Here is a 19,365-nt window from a genome sequence, read left to right on the forward strand (position 1 = left end):
CGGACAGGCAACGGGGACCTTGAACAGGCTATTGCTTGTCCAAGGCCCCCATTGGGTGTCTCCGGTCAGCGGAGAGTGCTGTTCGCCACCGCGTCGAGGCTCTGCTGCAGGATTGGGTTCACCCGCGGCTGCTTCGACTTCGGCAGGTGTACGGCGTTGCCGTCGACCGGGCCGTCGACCGGGTAGACCGACAGCTCGGCGGGTAGCGGTGACGTCCCGCAGACCTGGTCCTTACCGGGTAGCTCGCCGGCGAACACGAACCGGTCGCCGATCTCCTCCACGCAGGCCGACGGCGAGCCGACGTACTGCCCGTGCTGACCTTCGTCGTCGATGGCAACGAACCGGGTCGCCTTGGCGGTGTCCTCATGGGTCCGCAGCGCACCCTCGTACGCCGTCGCCGGGTCCAGCTCGTCCTGCACCATCAGGATTCGCGGCGAGCCCACGAGGTCGACCTTCCGGTCCTGCGGCGGGTACGGCCAGAACGCGCACATCGGTACGCCGTTCAGATAGCCGAAGAAGCTGTACTTGCGCGCCATCTTGTCGGCCTCGCGCAGGTAGTACCCCGGGTCGTGGCTGAACGCGGTGTCGTTGCAGCGGACCGTCGTACTGATCGCGCCGAGGTTGACGGTCGCGTCACCGCTGGACCTGGCCGCAGTCGCCCGGGCGTCCGCAATGACCGACCGGGCCGAGTCGACACGCACCGCGGCGGCTGCCGCGGACGTGGCCGCGGATGTCACGCCGTACCGGGCGCGGATCGCGGCGAGAGTGTCGAAGGCCTGCAGTTCAGGCGAGATCCGGGCCCATGCGCGGTCGACGTGCCGCAGCTCGACCTCACCGGACGCCGACGGGTCCTTCACGTACTCGTCGTGCACGAGGATGTCGAGCGTGGCCCGGATGAAGCGCACGTTGCCGTACTGCGCGCTGTAGATCATGCCGTCCAGGTTGTCGCCGCGGACACTACTGGTGCCGGCCTTCACCAGCTTCACCAGGTCGGCGCGGACCTGGTCGTACTTCGCGGTCACCTGCGTCGGCGTCGACCCGAGCCCCTGGATCATGTCGGCGTGCCGGGCGATCCACGGGATGAGCTGGGTGTCCCGCCGCCGCTGGCCGGAGAACGGGTCGAAGTTCATGTTCGCCCACTGCGTGTGGGTCCAGTCCATGTTCGAGTCGAGCACGAACCGCCCGACCCGCGCCGGGTACGCGTCGGCATACCAGCCGCCGAGCCAGGTGCCGTAGCTGTAGCCGATGAAGTTCAGCTGGCGGGCCTTCAGCAGCGCCCGCAGGAACTCCATGTCGTACACGGTCTGCTGGCTGCTGACGAACCGGCCGAACTCGGTCGCCGCACACGCCTCGGCCTGCAGCTTCGCCTCAGCCACCTCGACCTCATGGGTCAGCTTGGTGCGCTCCTTGTAGTCCGGCGTCACCGGCAGCGCGTTCAGCTTCTCGGTCGTGGTCAGGCACTGCAGCGGCGTGCTCTGGCCGAAGCCGCGCGGGTCGAACCCGAGCAGGTCGAAGTCGCTGAACAGCTGCGGCTTCTCGACCGCGAGCGACGCGGACAGCGTCAGGCCCGCGCCACCCGGTCCGCCCGGGTTCGTGGTCATCAGGCCCTTCGACGAACCGGTGGCCTTGCTGTAGGAGATCGCCACCTTCACGTCCGGATGCGCGTCCGGGTGCGCCCAGTCCATCGGGACGGTGACCGTGGCGCAGTTCGTGGTCGGCGCCTGCGGGTACAAGCGCTTGACTGCGGCGTCGAACGAGCAGACCGACCAGTTGACCGGCTGGTCGAGATACTTCTGCGGAATGGCGGGCACCGGCGGATCCACCGGTCCCCTCGACGGGTGCACCGCGTTAGCGGTGCCGACGGCCAGCTGCGGTACGACGAGCAGCGCGGCGAGGGCCAGGGCGATCGTGCGAGATCTCATCATCTGCGAACTCCGTGTATCCGGGCGGGGATCAGGAATGCAGGCAAACCTATCGTCACAGCTCGTACGCGGTGAAGATCGTGCAGAAGATCGGTGGTGACTCGAGTCCCGGGTAGTAGAGCCGGCCGGCTGCGTCGGTGATCTTGAAGTACGCCGTCGACGCACCGACCTGGGACGGCGCCCGCAAGGTCATCCGCACCGTCACGACGTCGCCGGGCCCGGCGTCGGGCACCCGCTCGCGCGCCGGTGACCTCAGCCACCCCGGCGCGCCGGGGGCGCCTTGGCGGGTTAGGTAGCGGTTGTGCCACTGGCGTTCGCCGCTGTTGCGGAGCTCCCACGTCTTCTCGAACATCTGTTCCCGGCACACCCGCGTACCGTCTGGCACGGTCTCCCCCACCAGTTCCGCCCGGTCGTCGGGGTGGTGATCGATCGGTACGGATCCGCCGAGCAGCACCGGTTGCACATGGCGGCGCATGTCCCGCTGCGACATGTCGCGGCCGGCCCGTACGGCGGCGTCGAGCTCCATCAACTGGTTGACCAGAGCCTGGTTCGCTCCGAACGAGTCGTCGTACCACTCGATCAGCTCGCGGCTCGGCTTGGTGTGACCGCGCTCGACCCGGGACAGGTGCCCCTTGTCCCAGCCGGATTCGGAGGCGGCGCGGGTCAAAGCCACCCCGGCAGCCTCGCGCAGCTCGCGCATGCGAGCTCCGATCACATACCGAGCCTGGGCTGGGCGCACGGCGCACTCTCCGCTCTCGCCGTCACTTATCTACATAAAGTACCAAATCTCAGTGATTCAGCTCCGTTGCCCACTGCGACAACGCGGTCACTTTTTGGTTCCCTGCGAGTACAACTCCAGAAGGGATCACCACCATGCGTACCGCCCTCATGCGCATCACCGCCCGCCTCACCGCCCTCGCCCTTCTCAGCGCCGGCGCTCTCGTCGGCACCGGCGTCCTGCCGGCCAGCGCCGCCACCGGAACCGTGGACACCGACAGCAACACCGGCGTCGCCATCCGGTCCGGCAACGCGACCAGCTTCGGCACGGTCGGCAACCAGCCCGACGGACCGGTCGAGATCGACTGCCAGATCTACGGCGAGCCGGTGACCGGCAAGTTCGGCCGCAGCCTGATCTGGGACCACATCCCCGGCAAGGGTTTCATCACAGACGCCTACGTCAACACCGGCAGCAGCGGCCTGGTCGCGCCGCTCTGCACGAGCAACCCGCGCGCAGACAAGGCCATTGCCTGGTACGCCGCCCGCAGTGGGTCGACCGCGTACCAGGAGTACTGCGAGATGGCCGCCGAGAACTCGTACGGGAAGACCGGGATCTGGGCCTCCGCGATGGCCGACTGGAACGACGCCGTGGCCCGTGGCGTCGCGCATCGCGGTGACCTGAACCCGCCGAAGGGCGCCCTGGTGTTCTGGAACCTCGCCGCGCCGTACGGCCACGTCGGAGTCGCCAAGGGAGACGGCACTTTCTGGGCGACCAGTGTCAGCGGCGCCATCGGCACCCGCGCGCTGCCCTACTTCAGCAGCTACCTCGGCTGGGCCTGGCCGAACTTCTGACCCTCCCCCTAGGCAGCACCCGGACGCGCGTTCCGCCCCTCACGCGTCCGGGTGCTCAATCCTGTCCAGCCAGTCCGACACCAGCGCGCGATACAGACCCGCCCGCTGCACCGGCAGGTCGTGGCCCTCCTGGTCCAGGACGGCGTACGTCGCGCGGGGATAGTCATCGAGGATCGGCCATGCGTCGGCGTAGCCCGTCATCGTGTCCTGCCGGCCGGTCACGATCAGCGTCGGGCCTTCGAAGCGGGCGGCCGGATCCTCGCGGAGCGCGTACGTCGCGACGTCGCCCTGGATCCGGCCCAGGAACTCGAGGTCTGCCTGCACTTCGGCCGGGTCGTAGTAGCGGTGCTGCTTGTCGGTCCAGGCTTCCTGGTACGCCGCCGTCTTGATCAGGTACTCCTCCGTCGGCAGCGTCCGCTTGGTGCGGTCGACGACGATTCCCGGCACGCGCAACAGGAGACCGAGGACGCGGGCCGGGTCGCGCTTCACGATGCCGCGGGCGTGCAGTCCGCCGGCCGACGTACCGGCGAGAGCGAACGGCTCATCGTCGACGAGTTCGTCGATCAGATCCGCGATCGCCGAGAGCATGCCGTCCTGGTCCGTGATCGACGGCACGGCGGGCGACTGGCCGGTGCCCGGCGGGTCGATGTAGATCCGGCGCCACCCCCGACGTCCCTCGAACACCGGCTCGTGGACGTCGCGACCTTCGCCGGCGGCGCCGCCCCAGCCGGGCAGGAAGACGATCGGCCGTCCCGTACCGAAGGATTCGTAGTGCACGCGGGCGACGCTACCCGCGCGCCCGGCCGTCAACGACTGCTTCTCTTCCCAGCAGAATCCGGTGGCCGCTCCCCCGACCCGCGCTCGATCAGCGCGCACGGCAGCACGATCCGCTGCGGCGGACGGGTGTCCGCACCCGACGCGCGATCGAGCAGCAGCCGCGCCGCGCTGCGGCCGAGCTCGGCGATGTCGGAGGCAACGACCGTGACCGGCGTCGGCAGCATGTCGGCGAGCCGGAAGTCGTCGAAGCCGACCACCGCAGGCTCCCGGCCGAGCTCACCGAGAGCACGCAGCACACCCTCGGTGAGGAAGTTCGTCGAGGAGAAGATCGCGGTCGGCGGATCGGGTCGCAGCATCACCTCGCGGGTCGCCTTCTCCGCGGCCTCCGCGTTGCCCTCGGGAAGCTGGATGACCAGCGACTCGTCGACCTCGATCCCCGCGGCCCGATGCGCGCGCCGGAACCCGCGCAGGCGGCGCCCGATCGTGTAGTACGACGGCGCGAGGATGATCGCGATCCGCTCGTGGCCCTGCTCCAGCAGGTGTTCGGCCGCGATCCGCCCGCCGCCCTCGTTGTCGACCATCACGATGTCCGCGTCGATCCCGGTCGCCGGACGGTCGACGAACACGACCGGTACGCCGGCGCCCTGCAGGAACGCGTGATCGCCCTGGTCGGGCACGATCATCAGACCGGCGACCTGCCGGCTGACCAGCTCCTGGATGGCCCGCTTCTCACCCTCCGGGTCCTCGTCCACACTGCCCAGGACGACGGCGAATCCGGATTGCCCGGCGACTTCGAGCGACGCCTTCGCGATGCTCGCGTAGAACGGGTTGGTCAGGTCGCCGAGCACCAGCGCCAGACTGGTCGACTTCTTGCCCGGCCGCAGCGCCCGGGCCACCTCGTTGCGCTGGAACCCGAGCTCGTCGATCGCCGCACGGACTCGCTGCGCGGTCTCGTCGCGGACGCCGTGGCCTCCGTTCACCACACGCGACACCGTGCCGAGGCCGACACCGGCCCGCCGGGCGACGTCGATCATCGTCGGCCGGCTGACCTCTGGCTGGCTTGGAAACGTTTCGGACACGGGGTTGACTTCCTTTTCACGACACGGCATCGTCACCCAACAGTAAAACGTTGGAAACGTTACCGTCCAGGAGGCCGGATGAATTCAGTCTCTTTAGGCGGATCGACCACCAAAAGACGCACTCGTGGTGGGATGAGCCGTAACGCAGGCTCCGACGTGAGGGCGGCGTACCTGTTCATCGCGCCCGCGGTGATCGGGTTCCTGGTCTTCGTGGGGTATCCGCTGATTCGATCGTTCTATCTCGCGCTGACGAAGTACAACGGGTTGACCGACCCGGTCTTCGTTGGCCTCGGCAACTTCCGGAGGCTGTTCACCACCGACCCGGCGTTCTGGCCGGCGTTGCGGGCGACCGGCTATCTGGTGGTGCTCTATGTCCCGTTGTCGCTGATCCTCGGCCTGGCGCTGGCGATGTTCTGCAACCAGCGCTTCGCCGGTGTACGGATCGTCCGCACGCTCGCGTACCTGCCGGTGGTGCTGCCGGCGGTCGCCACGATCACGCTCTGGAAGTTCATCCTCGACCCGCAGGTCGGGTTGCTGAACACGATCCTCGACCGGCTCGGCCTGCCGACGAGCCTGTGGTTGCAGGGCCCGAGTACGTCGATGCCGTCCGTGGTGATGGTGATGCTGTGGGGCGTCGGCGGGACGATGATCATCTTCCTGGCCGCACTGCAGTCCGTGCCGACCGAACTGTACGAGGCTGCCCGCGTCGACGGCGCCGGTCCGTGGTCGGTGTTCTTCCGGATCACGATGCCGATGATCAGCCCGATCATGTTGCTGCAGGTGATCCTGCAGACCACCGCCGCGCTGCAGACCTTCAACCAGCCGAAGATCCTGACCAACGGCGGACCAGGGTTCAGCACCAAGGTGCTGATGCTCTCGATCTACGAGAACGGCTTCCCGACCCTGGGCCGGATCCCGCAACTGGGGTACGCGTCCGCACAGGTGTGGGTGCTGTTCGTGATCATCATCGCCGTGATCGCCCTGACCGCGAAGTTCTCCTCGCTCTGGACGTACAGTGACAGCACTTCCGACTGAAACCACCGTCGCCGACGCAATCGAGAGCGTCGCCCCCGCGAAGAAGAAGCCGCGCCTCGTCGGTACGACGGCGTGGTACGTCGTCGCGTTGTTCATCTGCGCGGTGATGGTCGTACCGCTGCTGTGGATGATCACGATCGGCCTGAAGAGCCGGACCGCCGTGTTCGACATCCCGCCGAAGTTGCTGCCGCACGAGTGGACGTGGAGCAACTTCATCAACGGGCCGAAGGCGATCCACTTCCCGAAACTCTTGCTGAACTCGTTCGTCATCACCGGGTTGAGCGTCATCGGCGGCGTGATGACCGCGATGATGGCCGGCTACGCGCTGGCCCGGTTGCGGTTCCCGGGCCGCAAGACGTGGTTCTACCTGTTCGTCGGCAGCATGCTGCTGCCCGGCGTCGTCGGACTGATCCCGTTGTTCCAGATGTACAAGAGCATCGGCTGGTACGACACCTGGCTGCCGCTGATCGTCCCGGCGTTCCTCGGCGGGAACCCGCTGTTCATCTTCCTGGCCCGCCAGTACTTTCTCGCGATCCCCTATTCCATCGATGAAGCGGCCAAGATCGACGGCGCCGGGCACCTGCGGATCTTCGTCAGCGTGATGCTGCCGTTGACCCGGCCGGCCTGGCTGACGATGGCGATCCTCGCGTTCCAGGCGTCCTGGAACGACTACCTGAATCCACTGGTCTACCTGTACTCGTCCGGCAAGTGGCCGTTGTCGGTCGGTATGGCGTCGTTCATCTCCCCGTTCGCCGGGAAGACGCCGGACTGGAGCTACTACATGGCCACCAACCTGCTCTACATGCTGCCGCCGCTGATCATCTTCTTCGCCGCGCAGCGTTACTTCATCCAGGGCCTCGGCGCTCTCGGCAGCACGACCCAGAAATGAGGCCAGAAATGAGAACTGTTGTGAAGAGGACTATCGGTGTGACCGCGTTGGCGTGCGCGGGGTTGCTGGCGGCAACGGCCTGCAGCGGCGGGTCGGACGGCGGCTCGAGCGACGGGCCGGTCACCGTCAAGGTGATGACCTGGGAGTCGGCCGAGACCAACGCCGCGATCAAGAAGGCCCTCGCGGACTTCAAGGACGACAACGTCAAGGTCGAACTGCTCGACACCCCGAGCGGCCAGTACGGCGACAAGCTCGCGTCGCTGACCCAGGCGAAGCAGCTGCCGGACCTGTTCTGGTGCGGTAACGACACCGAGCAGCAGTACACGTCGCAGGGCCTGCTGGTCGACTGGGCGGACAAGCTCAAGAACGGTGACGGCGACTTCAAGGCCGACAAGTTCGTGCCGTCCGCGATCGAGAACTGGAAGACCGCCGACGGTCAGATGGGCGGTCTGCCGTCGCTGATGAACACGTACGGCGTCTGGTACAACGCCGACGCGTTCACCGCGGCCGGCCTGCCACTGCCGAAGGCCGGCTGGACGTGGGACGAGATGTACGCCGCGGCCGCGAAGCTGGCGAACAAGAACGGGGCGAAGTACGGCCTGGTCGCCGACCAGCTGACCGGTCCGGACGGGCCGTTCACGATGAGCATGTACTCCGTCTCGGCCGGCGGCGCGCCGTTCACCGACAACGTGAATCACCCGACGAAGGCCGAGGCCGACGACAAGTACAAGGAAGGCGTCGAGAAGCTGGCCGCCGCGATCAAGAACGGGTCGGTCGCGCCGCCCGGGTACGACGCGGCGAACGTGCAGTCGCTGTTCGCGGCCGGCAAGGTGCCGATGACGTTCGGCGGGCAGTGGCTGGCGGCCGGGTTCCAGACCGACAAGCCGAAGATCAAGTACGGGTTCGCGCCGTTCCCGCAGGTGCAGACGCCGACCACGCTGTACGACTCGGTCGGGATCTGCACGCCGCAGTACACGAAGGACCAGGACGCGACGTACAAGGTGCTCGAGTACATCAACACCAAGGTGTGGGACGCCGTACTGCCGGCATCGCCGGTGGCGCCGCCGGCGTACACGCCCGCGCAGACGAGCTACTTCGACGCCCTCACCAAGGCGCAGCAGCAGACCGTCGTCGACACGGTCAAGGCTGACCTGTCCGCGGAGAAGACGGTCGGTGTCCGCTTCACCACCCAGTGGGCCTCGCAGGTCGGCGATCTCACGACCGCCAACTACCAGCCCATCCTGAGCGGCAAGAAGCCGATCACCGACCTCCCGTCCTACGTCGACAAGATCAACAACTTGATCAAACAGGGAAGCTAAACCGCTTCCCAGAGTGACAAGGCGAAGCGGGCTTCGTTGTCGGTCCACCAGGCGGCCGGGGTGAAGCCCGCTTTGTCGAGTTCGGCTTCGACACCGGAGCGGTAGAACTTGGCGGAGATCTCGGTGCTGATCTCCTCGCCCTCCTCGAACGTGATCTCCAGGTGGATCTCCGGGATCAGCACGCGCATCGCGCGGGTGGCGCGCAGGTGCATCTCGATCCACTCGTTGTCCTCATCCCAGAGCGCGACGTGCTCGAACGCGTCCACGTCGAAGTCCGCGCCGAGCTGCCGGTTGATCACCCGAAGCACGTTCTTGTTGAACTCGGCGGTGACACCGGCGGAGTCGTCGTACGCCGCAACCAACGTCGCCGGATCCTTCACCAGATCAGTGCCGAGCAACAGCCACTCGCCCGGCTCAAGAACCTCGCGAACCGAATGGTAGAACGCCTCCCGCTCAGCCGGGATCAGGTTCCCGATCGTGCCGCCGAGGAACGCGACGACCCGCGGCGGATCACCCGGGAGCTTGTCGAGGTGCGCGGTGAAGTCGCCGACCACACCGTGTACGTCGAGACTCGGGTAGTCGGCGTTGATGGCGTCGGACGCGTCGCGCAGCGCAGACTCCGACACGTCGAGCGGGACGAACGACGTGAGCGTGCCGTGAGCCCGGAGCCCGTCGAGCAGCAGGCGGGTCTTCTCCGACGACCCGGACCCGAGCTCCACCAGCGTGTGCGCGTTGGTGATCGCCGCGATCTCCCCGGCCCGCGCGTGCAGGATCTCCCGCTCGGCCCGCGTCGGGTAGTACTCCGGCAGCCGCGTGATCTCCTCGAACAGCTCACTCCCCCGCGCGTCGTAGAACCACTTCGGCGGCAACCACTTGGGCGTCGCCGCCAACCCCGCCCGAACATCCTCCCGCAATGCCCGAGCCGCATAGTCCGGCGTCAGATGTACGTCGATGAGGGTCACTAGTATTCGCCGCAGCCCAGCCATTGTGTGGGGAGAAACCGCGGCTCCTCCCTTCGGATGTCGGGGACTGTCGGTCCCAGCTGATTGCATCTGTTGCATGTCCCGGTTCCGGATGTACCCGACTGCAGCACAGCAGTCTGCGTTGCTGGAGCAGTGCGGGCATGCCCGGTACCTGTGGAACCTGGCGCTTGAGCAATGGTCGATGTGGACCCGCGACAAGACCCCGACACCAGGATTTACGGAGCAGTGCCGGCAGTTGACCGAAGCCAGAGCCGCATTCGCCTGGCTGCGGGCCGGGTCGCAGACCGTCCAGCAGCAGGCGCTGCGAGACTTCGACCAGGCGGTCAAGAATTTCTACAACGGGACGCACCGACGCCCGACCTGGCGTAAGGCGGGCAGACACGAAGGATTCCGGGTTGTTGGCGCTCAGGCCTGCAGAGTCGTGAAGTTGAGCCGGAAGTGGACGCAGGTGCTGGTGCCAAAGGTCGGCTGGGTGCGATTCCGGCTGTGCCGTGCGATGCCCGACGCCAAGTCGTACCGCATCACCCGAGACCGTGTGGGCCGCTGGCACATCGCGTTCGCGGTCCTCCCGAAGCCGATTCCCGCGCCTGGTACCGGCGAGGTCGTTGGCGTGGACCGCGGCGTCACCGTCTCGGCGGCTCTGTCTACCGGCGAACTCTTGATCTGCCCTGGGCTGTCCGATCGAGAGCAGGAGCGAGTCAAGCTCCTGCAACGCCGTCTCACCCGGTGTCGCCTCGGCTCCAATCGACATCGCCGTCTCAAGCAAGCGGTCGCCAGGTTGCTGGGCCGGTCCGCGGATCGCCGCCGAGACTGGGTGGAGAAGCTCAGTACCGATCTGGCCCGACGGTACGACCTCATTCGTGTCGAAGACCTCCGCATCGTGGGCCTGACCAGGCGGCCCAAACCACGACCGGACGCAGGACAGCCCGGCATTTACGTGCCGAACGGTCGCCGGGCCAAGGCTGGGCTCAACCGTGGGATCTTGGCCAACGGCTGGGGCAACCTCGTACGTCGTATCGAGCACAAAGCAGTGGGCCGGGTGGAGAAGATCAGTCCCGCGTTCACGTCGCAGACCTGCAGTGCTTGCGGGCATCGCGCAGCGGAGAATCGCAAGAGTCAAGCGGTCTTCCGGTGCGCAGCCTGCGGGCATCAGGCCAACGCAGACGTGAACGCGGCCGTCAACATCGCGGCCGGACGGGCCGTCAGTGCACGCCGAGAGACGCCCGTGCGGGTCTCCCAGAAGCGTGAACCTCAACTCACTGCCTCCGTGTAGTAGTTGGAATCCTCGCCTCTGCAGGCGAGGAGGACGTCAATCTCGTCCTTCCATCGGGGCGATCTGCAGTGTCGTGGCGGTGGCCACCAGCAGGGATCGATCGGGTACGGCGGTCCAGTCGTCGGCGCCGGATGGTTCGGAGGCGACGGTGACCGAGTTCTCGGTACGTCGGACGTGGAGCGCGTGCGTCCACGCCGTCGCGATCAGCTGCTCGCCGTCGGTCAGTAGGAGGTTGAGTCGGGAGCCGGGTGCGGCCGCCTCGACGTCACGCACAACTGACGCAACCGCATCGGCAGGTGACTGGGCGCGCAGTCGGTCGGTGATGAGCGCGAAGAGCAGCGCCGAGTCGACGGGTGCTTCCAGGCGGAGCAGGTCGGCGACCGGGAGTTGTTCGGCGAGTTTGAGGGTCGCGTCCGGCCAGCCCGGGACCCGCCCGTTGTGGCTGAACAACCAGTTGTCCCGCGCGAACGGTGCGACGGCCGCTTCGCCGTACGGCATGCCGACGGTCCCGTTGCGTACGGCGGCCAACACGGCTCCGGAGCGGATCGATCCGGCCAGGTCGGGCAGGTTCTGATCCGTCCAGATCGGGACGTTGCGCCGGTACCGGACGAGCCGGCCGTCGACGTACCAGCCGAGGCCGAAGCCGTCCGCGTTCACCGATCCCCCGCCGCGCATGTCGGCGGGGGCCCAGCTCTGTTCGTACAGTGAGTGCTCCGGCTCCAGCAGCAGTGACGACAGCGTGACGGGTGGGCCGAGGTAGGCCAGATGACGGCACATCAGGCGTGCAATTCCTCGGGGCGTGCGTCGCGGGCGCAGCGGAAGCCGGCGAAGATCTGCCGGCGGATCGGGTAGTCCCAGTTCCGGAAGGTGCCGCGGGCAACGACCTCGTCGGTGCCGAACGAGCCGCCGCGGAGCACCTTGTAGTCAGGCCCGAAGAACACCAGCGAGTACTCGTCGTACGGCCACGCGCGGAATCCCGGGTACGGGCGGAAGTCGCTCGACGTCCACTCCCACAGGTCGCCGATCAGCTGCTCCACGCCGAGCGGCGAGGCACCCGCCGGATACGCACCGACCGGCGCCGGCCGGAGGTGCCGCTGGCCCAGGTTCGCGTGCTGCGGACCCGGCGACTCGTCACCCCACGGGAACCGCCGCGTCCGGCCGCTCGAAGGATCGAACCGCGCCGCGAACTCCCACTCCTCCTCGGTCGGCAGCCGCTTGCCGGCCCACTTCGCGTACGCCTCCGCCTCGTAGAAGCAGACGTGCATCACCGGCTCGTCCAGCGGCAACAGCTCCCGGTGCGCGAACCGCAACCGCCACCATTCGCCGTCGACCTGCGACCAGAACCGCGGCGCGACCAGCGAGGCCTTCTGGACATGCGCCCACCCGGCCTCGGACCACCACTGCGGATCCTGATACCCGCCGCCGAGCACGAACCGCAGGTAATCCCCGTTCGTCACCGGCACGGTGTCGATCACGTACGGCTTCACGTGTACGCCGTGCGCGGGCCGCTCGTTGTCCAACGCCCACGGCTCGATCGACGTACCCATCTCGAACACACCGCCCGGCACGAACACCTCGGACGACGGCAGCGGCCGGCCCGCAGGAGGCGGCGGCGCGTCGAGCACCGGCGCACCCTCACGTAGCTGGTGCGTGGCCAGCATCGTCTCGTCGTGCTGCTGCTCGTGCTGCGTGATCATGCCGAACGCGAACGCGTTGTCCACCAGCTCACGCCCGGCATCGAACTTCACGTGGTCCAACACATCCAGCACCTTGTCCCGCACCTCGGTCACATAGGCACGTGTCTCCACGGGCCCCAGCAACGGCAGCGCCGGCCGCTCCGCGCGCGGGTGCTGGAACGCGTCGTACAGCTCGTCGATGTCCTGGCGCAGCGGCTCACGGCCGCCGACGTCGCGGACCAGCCAGAGCTCCTCCTGGTTGCCGATGTGCGCGTAGTCCCAGACCAGCGGCGACATCAGTTTGGAGTGCTGCCTGACCAGGTCGTCGGTGTCGACCGCATCGGTCAACTGGACCGTCCGGGCCCTGGACCGCTCGAGTTGCTCACCGACGAAGGCACGTAGCCCCTCGGGCGACAGATCGGACAGTTGGTGATTCATGAAGCTCGCCTTCCGTGGGTGGTGTCGACGACGCGCTGCAGCCGGGTTGCGACGGCAGCGATGAGTTCTGGATCCACACCGGTCCGGTCCATCACCTCGGTACCCAGCGCGACCACATCGCGCGCGGCACGCAGTACCAAGGCGTCGTTCAGCCCTTCACGAGCCGCCGGGAACCAGCGGCCGGCAGCAGGCTCGGCCGCGGCCAGCACCTGGTCGATCGGAGCGGACATCAGTGCGGTGAGCAGCAGGGTCGGGGCGATCCACCCGTCCCCCGGCTGCGCGTCGAGGTAGCGCACCTCGAGATACCCGCGCGGCCGGACCGGCGGGAACAGCGTGGACAGGTGGTAGTCGAGATCGTCGTACGTCGGTCTGTCGCCGGGCAGCTGTCCGTCTGCCCAGGCCCCGAACGTCAGCCCGGTGGGTGCGTCCCACGTGTCGCCGCGCCGCAGGCAGAGAACTGGCGCCTCCATCGCCGTCCGGGCCCACGCGGCGGCGGGATCAGCCATGTCGGCGTCGAGCGGTGGCGGCTCGGTGAACGGAGCGCAGGTGCCGAAGGTCGCCTGGGTGCGGGCCGAGGCCCAGCCGGTGTCGGCACCGGCGCGGCGGCGGGAGTTGGCGAACAGGCCGACCAGAGCTGGTCCGAGGTCGTGCAGTGCGCGCCAGCGGAGAGGGGTCTGGTCCGCTTCGCCGGCGTCCAGGCAGATCTGCAGGCCGGCGGTGCTACACATCATCCGCGGCCCGTGCGGTCCGAGGCGCTGGAAGGCGTGTTCCATCGCGGCGTACCGCGGGACGGTGAGGATGCGGCGCGGTGTGCGGAAGGGGTCGAGGCCGTAGGCGCCCGGGACCAGGTCCGCATCCTGCAGCAGAGCCGTCAGCTCGGCCGCGTCGGCGGCGGTGTCGTCGATCAGCTGCGGGATCGAGTCCGACGCGAGGCCGGAGATCTCTACCTGGCCACCCGGCTCCACGGTGACCAGCGCGCCTCGGCTCAGCGGCAGCTGCGGACTGCCTCTCACCAGGGTCGCGGGGGCGTGCACGCCCAGGGCTTTGCTCAGGATGCCGGCGTCGAGCGGCCGGTGCGGATCATCCGCATGATGCACGGTCCACTCGAGCTCGACGCCGTACAGCCGAGGTGGACCGTGCTTGAAACAGACCATCGCGACGTAGCCCTCCGCTTCGGCCCGGGAGCCGATCGGAGTCGTCGCCGGAGAACCACCGGACGAGGTCACGTCAGCGAACCTAGCTCCGGGCCAGGGGCTGGACAACCGACCAGAAATTACCTGCCGGTGACGTCTGGGGTGTGTGTCGACTCATGCCGAGCATGCTCCCCGAGGCCACCGACAATTTCCGGCCGGATCCGGACAAAGGCCGCTCTGGTTCAGCTCTCAGCGAAAACGCGGGCAGGTGGAGCAGGCCGTCACGTTCGGCAGCACGTAGAAGTAACAGCAGGAGGTTCGCAATTTGTCCTCCAACGACACCTCGAACGCCGCCGCGGCGTCCTCGGCGTACGGCGCCTCGTCGGGCAGCCGAATCGCCGCCCGCACCTCGTCATCCACCGCCCCGAACCGCTGCAGCGAACCCAGCTTCACACCGGGCTCGTAGCCGTCCAGAAACGCCTTGGTGTGGTCCTTGAGCTGCGCGGCCGCTGTAGGCAGCGGCACGACCTCGTCCGACAGCAGGGCCACCTCGGCCGGGTAGTGCGCGAGCGGGTGCCGCTTGAACGCCAACGACGACGGTGACACATCCGGAGACATCCCGGTGACTGCACTGGTCACACCTGCAACCAGCGACGGCACCTGGACGTACCACATCAGCGTGAACATGGCCGCGACCTGCACCGGCGGCTCGATCGAGTAGTCCCGCGCGTAGTCAGCCGCGGCGGCCGCGCGCCACGAGTACGTCGGGTCGCCGCCGGCCTGCTGCTCTGCGATCAGGTCCGCACACGAGACCCAGTCCGGTCCGGGCACCGCAGCCGCCGTACGCACGGACAGCCAGCTGACCGAGTCAGCCAGGACGTCCGCCAGACGGCTCACGGTGTAGCTCATCCAGCCAGCCTACGATCCGGTACGACGACGGGCGCGCCACCGACCTCCACCACCGTGGCCTTCAGCCCGAACACCTCGTCCAGCAACGCCGCTGTGAGTACGTCGACCGGACCGCCCTGCGCGGCGATCTGCCCGTCCCCCATCACCACCAGGTGGTCGGCGTACTGCGCTGCCAGCGTCAGGTCGTGCAGCACCGCCACAACGGTCCGGCCGGACGTGGCGGCCGCGTGGACCACGTTCATCACGTCTACAGCGTGTGCGAGGTCCAGGTACGTCGTCGGCTCGTCCAGCAGCAGGTGCTGCGTCCCCTGTGCCAGCACCATCGCGATCCACACCCGCTGACGCTGACCACCGGACAGCTGGTCGACTGGCCTGTCGCGGAGCTCCGTCAGCTCGACTGCCTGCAGCGCCTCGTTGATCGCGGCGTCGTCCTCCCCTGTCAGCCGCCCGAACAGACCGCGATGCGGATGCCGTCCGCGCGACACCAGTTCGGCAGCCGTGATCCCCTCCGGCGTCACCGGCCCTTGCGGCAGGACACCGAGCCTGCGGGCCAGTTCACGCGCCGGCAGCTCGTGAATGTCCTTGCCATCCAGCAGCACCCGCCCACTCTTCGGAGCGAGCAGTCTGCTCATCCCACGCAGCAGTGTGGACTTACCGGACCCGTTCGGCCCGACAACGGCGGTCAGCTGCCCGGACGGCACCTCCAGCGTCAGTCCGTCGACCACCGGCACATCAGCGTCGTACGCCAGGGTCAGGTTCTCGACGTGCACGGTTCAGCGTCCCTTCTGCTGACGGCCGATGAGGTGAAGCAGGTACGGCGCTCCGCACGCGGCCGTGAGCACGCCGACGGGTAGCTCGTACGGACCGACCTGCGCCCACTGCAACCCGTTCCGCGCCAGCAGGTCAGCCAGTACAACGAACAGCGCGCCCAGCATCGCAGTGGTCAGCAACGGCGGTCGCTCCATCCGGGTCAGGCGCAGCGCGACCTGTGGCGCCACCAACGCGACGAACGCGATCGGACCGGCTCCCGCAGTCGCCATAGCTGCCAGCACCGTCGCGATCACCAGCAGCGCCAACCGGATCCGCGCCACCCGAACGCCGAGCGACGACGCCACGTCGTCCCCGAGCACCAGCGCGGACAGGTCGCGGTTGAACATCATTGCTACCGGCAACAGCAGCACAACGGCGATCAAGACCGGAATCGCGTCACTCCACGCCCGAGAGTTCAACGAGCCCACCAGCCAGGCGGCCGCCCGGCCGGCGTCGTTGACGTCGCCGATCACCAGCAGCCAGGCGACCAGCGAGTTCGCCGCGGCCGCGATCCCGACGCCGATGAGCACCACCTTGCCCGCGTCCACCACGCCGCGCTGGATCGACAACGCACCGACGATCAGCGTGGCCAGCAGCCCGCCGAGGACCGCGGCCAACGGGATGCCGACCTTGGCCGCAACGCCCGAGATGTTGCCGCCGCCGGTACCGGCGAGCACGATCACCGCGACGGCGCCCGCGGACGCACCGGAGTTCACACCCACGATGTCCGGGCTGGCGAGCGGGTTGCGGGACAGCGTCTGCAGGAGTGCGCCCGACACGGCGAAGGCGATGCCGACGAGCAGACCGGTCGCGACTCGCGGCAGGCGCAGTTCCAGTACGACGAGCCGGGTGCCGCGACGGCCGCCGCCGAGCAGTACCTCGACCACGTCCGCGAGCGGGAGTTTCGTCGTACCGACACTCAAGGAGACCAGCGCGACGACGATCGCGAGGGCCGCGAACAGGATGCTGAGGACGACCGTCCGCGATCTCACAGGGCCACCGCCCGGCGACGTACGACGAGCACGAACATCGGGGCGCCGACGATGCCGAGGACGACACCCGCCTGTACTTCGCCCGCGCCGCCGACGAGCCGGCCGACAAGATCCGCGAGGACCAAGGCGGTCGCGCCGACGACGCCCGCGGCCGGGATCAGCCAGGTGTTGCGGGCGCCGAAGATCCGTCGCGCGACGTGGCCGGACAGCAGGCCAAGAAACCCGATCGGGCCGCACGCCGCGACACCGGCCGCGGTGAGCAGACCGATCGCGCCCAGACCGAGCAGCCGGGCCCGCCGGATCGACAGCCCGAGGCCCGCGGCCACATCGTCGCCCAGGGCAAGCATGTCGAGATCACGGGCGTTGATCGCTGCGAGCAGCAAGCCGATGACCGCGAAAGGCAGGACCTGGCCGGCGACATCCATTCCGCGGCCGGCGACGGACCCGACCGCCCAGAACCGGTAGCTGTCCAACGTGTCCGCGTCGAGGAGCACGATGGCGGACGTCAGGGCACCGAGGAACGCCGCGACGGCCGCGCCCGTGAGCGCCAGGCCGACCGGAGTCGAGCCGGTGCCCCGCGACGCCAGTCGCTGTACGGCGAACGTCGCGATCAACGCGCCCAGCAAAGCGGCCCAGACCGTCGACGAGACGGACTCGACCAGGCCGAGCTGGAGCCCGAGGACGACGGCGAACGCCGCGCCGGAACTCACGCCGAAGATGCCCGGCTCGGCCAGCGCGTTGCGGGTGTGCCCCTGCATCAAGGCGCCGGCGATTCCGAGGCAGAGTCCGATCAGGACCGCGACGACCGTGCGCGGGAACCGCAGGCTGCGCACGATCACGTCCGGATCCGATCCGGTGTTCGCGGTCAGCGCGTGCCACACCGCGCCCGGCCCGAGCCAGCGCGAGCCGAGCGCGAGGCTGGCCGCGAACGCGAGCACCAGGACGACTACCAGGGCGAGGAGCGCGGCGGCACGGCGTACCGGTCGACTCGCAGTGGGAGTGGCGGAGCACATATGGTTAGGTTTGCCTTACTTCGCTGAGGTCGTGAGTCACCATATCCCGTTACCTGGAGACACCTGTGCGCCTGCCCCGCATCACCGCCCTGCTCGCTGTCGCGGCCCTCGCCCTGTCGGCCTGCGGGTCGTCGGACGCTGATGAACCCGCCGATTCGGCCGGCGCCGCCGGCGCCGGGTACCCGCGGACGATCGAGCACGCGATGGGCAAGACCGAGATCAAGGCCAAGCCGAAGCGGGTGGTCGCGCTCGACACCAGCTACGTGGACGCGACGCTGATCCTGGACACCCCGGTCGTCGGGTACACCGACTACCGCACTATCAACGGGAAGCTGCCGGACTACCTCGGCGACGACCGGACCAAGTACGGCGCCGAGGCCCAGTCGGTCGGCACCCTCGCCGAGCCGAACCTGGAGAAGATCGCCGCGCTGAACCCGGACCTGATCATCAGCGCGAAGGTCCGGCACGAGAAGCTGTACGACCAGCTGTCCGCGATCGCGCCGACGATCATGTCCGAGACCACCGGGGCGACCTGGAAGGACAACATCCGGCTGGAGGCGAAGGCGGTCGGCGCCGAGGAGCTGGCCGAGAAGGAGATCTCGGCGTACGAGCAGGCCGCGAAGACGGTCGGCGCCGCGATCAACGCCAAGGCTGGTGATCCGACCATCTCCGTGGTGCGGTTCGTCGACGGTCCGACCCGGCTGTACCAGAACGCGAGCTACTCCGGGATCGTGCTGAAGGACGCAGGCCTGAAGCGGCCGAAGTCGCAGGACGTCGCCGGCTTCGCGCTCGAGATCAGCCCGGAGCGGATCAAGGACGCGGACGCCGACGCGATCTTCGTGGCGACGTACGCCGACGACAAGGGCCTGAGCAAGAAGACCGAGGCCCAGTTCAAGGCCAACCCGCTCTGGAAGCCGCTCGCCACCAAGGTCCACGACGTCCCCGACCTCACCTGGATGACCGCCGTCGGCCTCCAAGGCGCCTGGTCCATGCTCACCGACCTGGCCAAGACCTTCGACGTACCGGCACCCGTCAAGCCCGAGTGATCAGCTCACCTTGAAGTCCTCGGTCTTCGTGCCCTTGGCGCCTGCCTCGGTCACGACGGACACCGTCAGGTGATAGACACCCCGGACCTCCAGTGAGTCGCTGGACATGGTGAAGCTGTCCCCGCAGGACCCGCTCCGCACGGTTTTGATGACGACGGATCCGCGCTTGAGCACCCAGGTCGGATAGCAGCCGGTCGCCGGGTAGTGACCGGTCTCGTCCAGCACCTGGGCCCTGGTGGTCGGTAGCGCGCCGGCGCGGTACTCGCCCGGTCCGATCTTGCCGTAGCTGCCCATCTGGATGGTGATGGCCAGCGTGCCGGGCGCCAGCGTCTGCGGAGTGCTCGGGCTCCCGGAATCGGTGATCTGGGCGACCGGCGTCTCCGTCACGGTCTCGGTGACCGTGCCGGTGGTGGTCGCGGTCGCGGTGGTGGTCGACAGGACGGTGGTCTGCGGTGGCGCCGGATTGATCGCGGCCGGTAGTACGTCGGCCTGTCCGAGAGTG

Annotated in this window: 19 protein-coding genes; 6 read left to right on the forward strand and 13 right to left on the reverse strand. The window is 68.2% G+C overall.

All coding sequences use genetic code 11. From position 1 onward, the window contains the following. Positions 1-65: 65 nt before the first annotated feature. Positions 66-1,925, reverse strand: a complete 1,860-nt coding sequence (locus ACLJOO_RS00445; protein ID WP_410784736.1) for an alpha/beta hydrolase — start codon at positions 1,923-1,925, stop codon at positions 66-68. Positions 1,926-1,977: 52 nt separating this feature from the next. Next, positions 1,978-2,637: an NBR1-Ig-like domain-containing protein gene (locus tag ACLJOO_RS00450; protein ID WP_410784737.1), complete on the reverse strand. Its 660-nt coding sequence runs from the start codon at positions 2,635-2,637 to the stop codon at positions 1,978-1,980. Positions 2,638-2,795: 158 nt separating this feature from the next. Between ACLJOO_RS00450 and ACLJOO_RS00455 the strand changes: the two genes are divergently transcribed. Continuing rightward, on the forward strand, positions 2,796-3,491 hold the full coding sequence (locus ACLJOO_RS00455; RefSeq protein ID WP_410784738.1) for a CHAP domain-containing protein: 696 nt from the start codon (positions 2,796-2,798) through the stop codon (positions 3,489-3,491). A gap of 39 nt (positions 3,492-3,530) precedes the next feature. Here the strand turns inward: ACLJOO_RS00455 and ACLJOO_RS00460 are convergent, their stop codons facing one another. Continuing rightward, positions 3,531-4,367, reverse strand: coding sequence for an alpha/beta fold hydrolase (locus ACLJOO_RS00460; protein ID WP_410784739.1), 837 nt, complete (start codon positions 4,365-4,367; stop codon positions 3,531-3,533). Then, positions 4,298-5,347: a LacI family DNA-binding transcriptional regulator gene (locus ACLJOO_RS00465; RefSeq protein WP_410784740.1), complete on the reverse strand. Its 1,050-nt coding sequence runs from the start codon at positions 5,345-5,347 to the stop codon at positions 4,298-4,300. The genes ACLJOO_RS00460 and ACLJOO_RS00465 overlap by 70 nt, the downstream gene beginning before the upstream one ends. Positions 5,348-5,479: 132 nt before the next feature. On the opposite strand from ACLJOO_RS00465, the gene ACLJOO_RS00470 reads away from it, so the two are divergent. Genes ACLJOO_RS00470 through ACLJOO_RS00480 form a run of 3 tightly spaced genes read left to right on the forward strand, consistent with a single transcriptional unit; the run spans position 5,480 to position 8,590 of the window. After that, positions 5,480-6,382: a carbohydrate ABC transporter permease gene (locus ACLJOO_RS00470; RefSeq protein ID WP_410784741.1), complete on the forward strand. Its 903-nt coding sequence runs from the start codon at positions 5,480-5,482 to the stop codon at positions 6,380-6,382. Next, entirely contained in the window at positions 6,363-7,271 is a 909-nt protein-coding gene (locus ACLJOO_RS00475) for a carbohydrate ABC transporter permease (RefSeq protein WP_410784742.1), read from the forward strand. Before ACLJOO_RS00470 ends, ACLJOO_RS00475 begins: the two co-directional genes overlap by 20 nt. A gap of 38 nt (positions 7,272-7,309) precedes the next feature. Further along, positions 7,310-8,590 carry an extracellular solute-binding protein gene (locus ACLJOO_RS00480; RefSeq protein ID WP_410784743.1) on the forward strand — a complete coding sequence of 427 codons (1,281 nt, stop codon included), beginning with the start codon at positions 7,310-7,312 and terminating at the stop codon, positions 8,588-8,590. Here ACLJOO_RS00480 and egtD read toward each other — a convergent pair. Beyond that, the gene (egtD, locus tag ACLJOO_RS00485; protein WP_410784744.1) at positions 8,587-9,552 is read right to left on the reverse strand and encodes an L-histidine N(alpha)-methyltransferase; all 966 of its coding nucleotides are present in this window, start codon (positions 9,550-9,552) and stop codon (positions 8,587-8,589) included. The two genes, ACLJOO_RS00480 and egtD, sit on opposite strands and share 4 nt — an antisense overlap. Before the next feature lie 97 nt (positions 9,553-9,649). Here egtD and ACLJOO_RS00490 point away from each other — a divergent pair, with 97 nt between their 5' ends. After that, positions 9,650-10,846, forward strand: coding sequence for an RNA-guided endonuclease InsQ/TnpB family protein (locus ACLJOO_RS00490; protein WP_410784745.1), 1,197 nt, complete (start codon positions 9,650-9,652; stop codon positions 10,844-10,846). Between the two features lie 36 nt (positions 10,847-10,882). Here the strand turns inward: ACLJOO_RS00490 and egtC are convergent, their stop codons facing one another. From egtC to ACLJOO_RS00525, 7 genes are all read right to left on the reverse strand, one after another. Further along, positions 10,883-11,623 carry an ergothioneine biosynthesis protein EgtC gene (gene egtC, locus ACLJOO_RS00495; protein ID WP_410784746.1) on the reverse strand — a complete coding sequence of 247 codons (741 nt, stop codon included), beginning with the start codon at positions 11,621-11,623 and terminating at the stop codon, positions 10,883-10,885. Then, on the reverse strand, positions 11,623-12,960 hold the full coding sequence (gene egtB / locus ACLJOO_RS00500) for an ergothioneine biosynthesis protein EgtB (RefSeq protein ID WP_410784747.1): 1,338 nt from the start codon (positions 12,958-12,960) through the stop codon (positions 11,623-11,625). Before egtB ends, egtC begins: the two co-directional genes overlap by 1 nt. Then, on the reverse strand, positions 12,957-14,186 hold the full coding sequence (locus ACLJOO_RS00505) for a glutamate-cysteine ligase family protein (RefSeq protein ID WP_410784748.1): 1,230 nt from the start codon (positions 14,184-14,186) through the stop codon (positions 12,957-12,959). Before ACLJOO_RS00505 ends, egtB begins: the two co-directional genes overlap by 4 nt. Before the next feature lie 156 nt (positions 14,187-14,342). Continuing rightward, on the reverse strand, positions 14,343-15,002 hold the full coding sequence (locus ACLJOO_RS00510; RefSeq protein WP_410784749.1) for a (2Fe-2S)-binding protein: 660 nt from the start codon (positions 15,000-15,002) through the stop codon (positions 14,343-14,345). Beyond that, positions 14,999-15,772, reverse strand: a complete 774-nt coding sequence (locus tag ACLJOO_RS00515; RefSeq protein WP_410784750.1) for an ABC transporter ATP-binding protein — start codon at positions 15,770-15,772, stop codon at positions 14,999-15,001. Before ACLJOO_RS00515 ends, ACLJOO_RS00510 begins: the two co-directional genes overlap by 4 nt. A 3-nt stretch (positions 15,773-15,775) precedes the next feature. Continuing rightward, complete coding sequence (locus ACLJOO_RS00520) at positions 15,776-16,804, reverse strand: FecCD family ABC transporter permease (protein WP_410784751.1); 1,029 nt, start codon at positions 16,802-16,804, stop codon at positions 15,776-15,778. Then, positions 16,801-17,817, reverse strand: coding sequence for a FecCD family ABC transporter permease (locus ACLJOO_RS00525; RefSeq protein WP_410784752.1), 1,017 nt, complete (start codon positions 17,815-17,817; stop codon positions 16,801-16,803). The genes ACLJOO_RS00520 and ACLJOO_RS00525 overlap by 4 nt, the downstream gene beginning before the upstream one ends. A 65-nt stretch (positions 17,818-17,882) precedes the next feature. On the opposite strand from ACLJOO_RS00525, the gene ACLJOO_RS00530 reads away from it, so the two are divergent. After that, positions 17,883-18,863 (forward strand): ABC transporter substrate-binding protein, encoded by a 981-nt coding sequence (locus ACLJOO_RS00530; RefSeq protein WP_410784753.1) that lies wholly within the window; start codon positions 17,883-17,885, stop codon positions 18,861-18,863. Here ACLJOO_RS00530 and ACLJOO_RS00535 read toward each other — a convergent pair whose 3' ends face one another. After that, positions 18,864-19,250, reverse strand: a complete 387-nt coding sequence (locus ACLJOO_RS00535; RefSeq protein ID WP_410784754.1) for a hypothetical protein — start codon at positions 19,248-19,250, stop codon at positions 18,864-18,866. Between the last annotated feature and the right edge of the window lie 115 nt (positions 19,251-19,365).

Origin of the sequence: Kribbella sp. C-35 (genome assembly GCF_046549195.1) — a bacterium.
Classification (GTDB): domain Bacteria; phylum Actinomycetota; class Actinomycetes; order Propionibacteriales; family Kribbellaceae; genus Kribbella.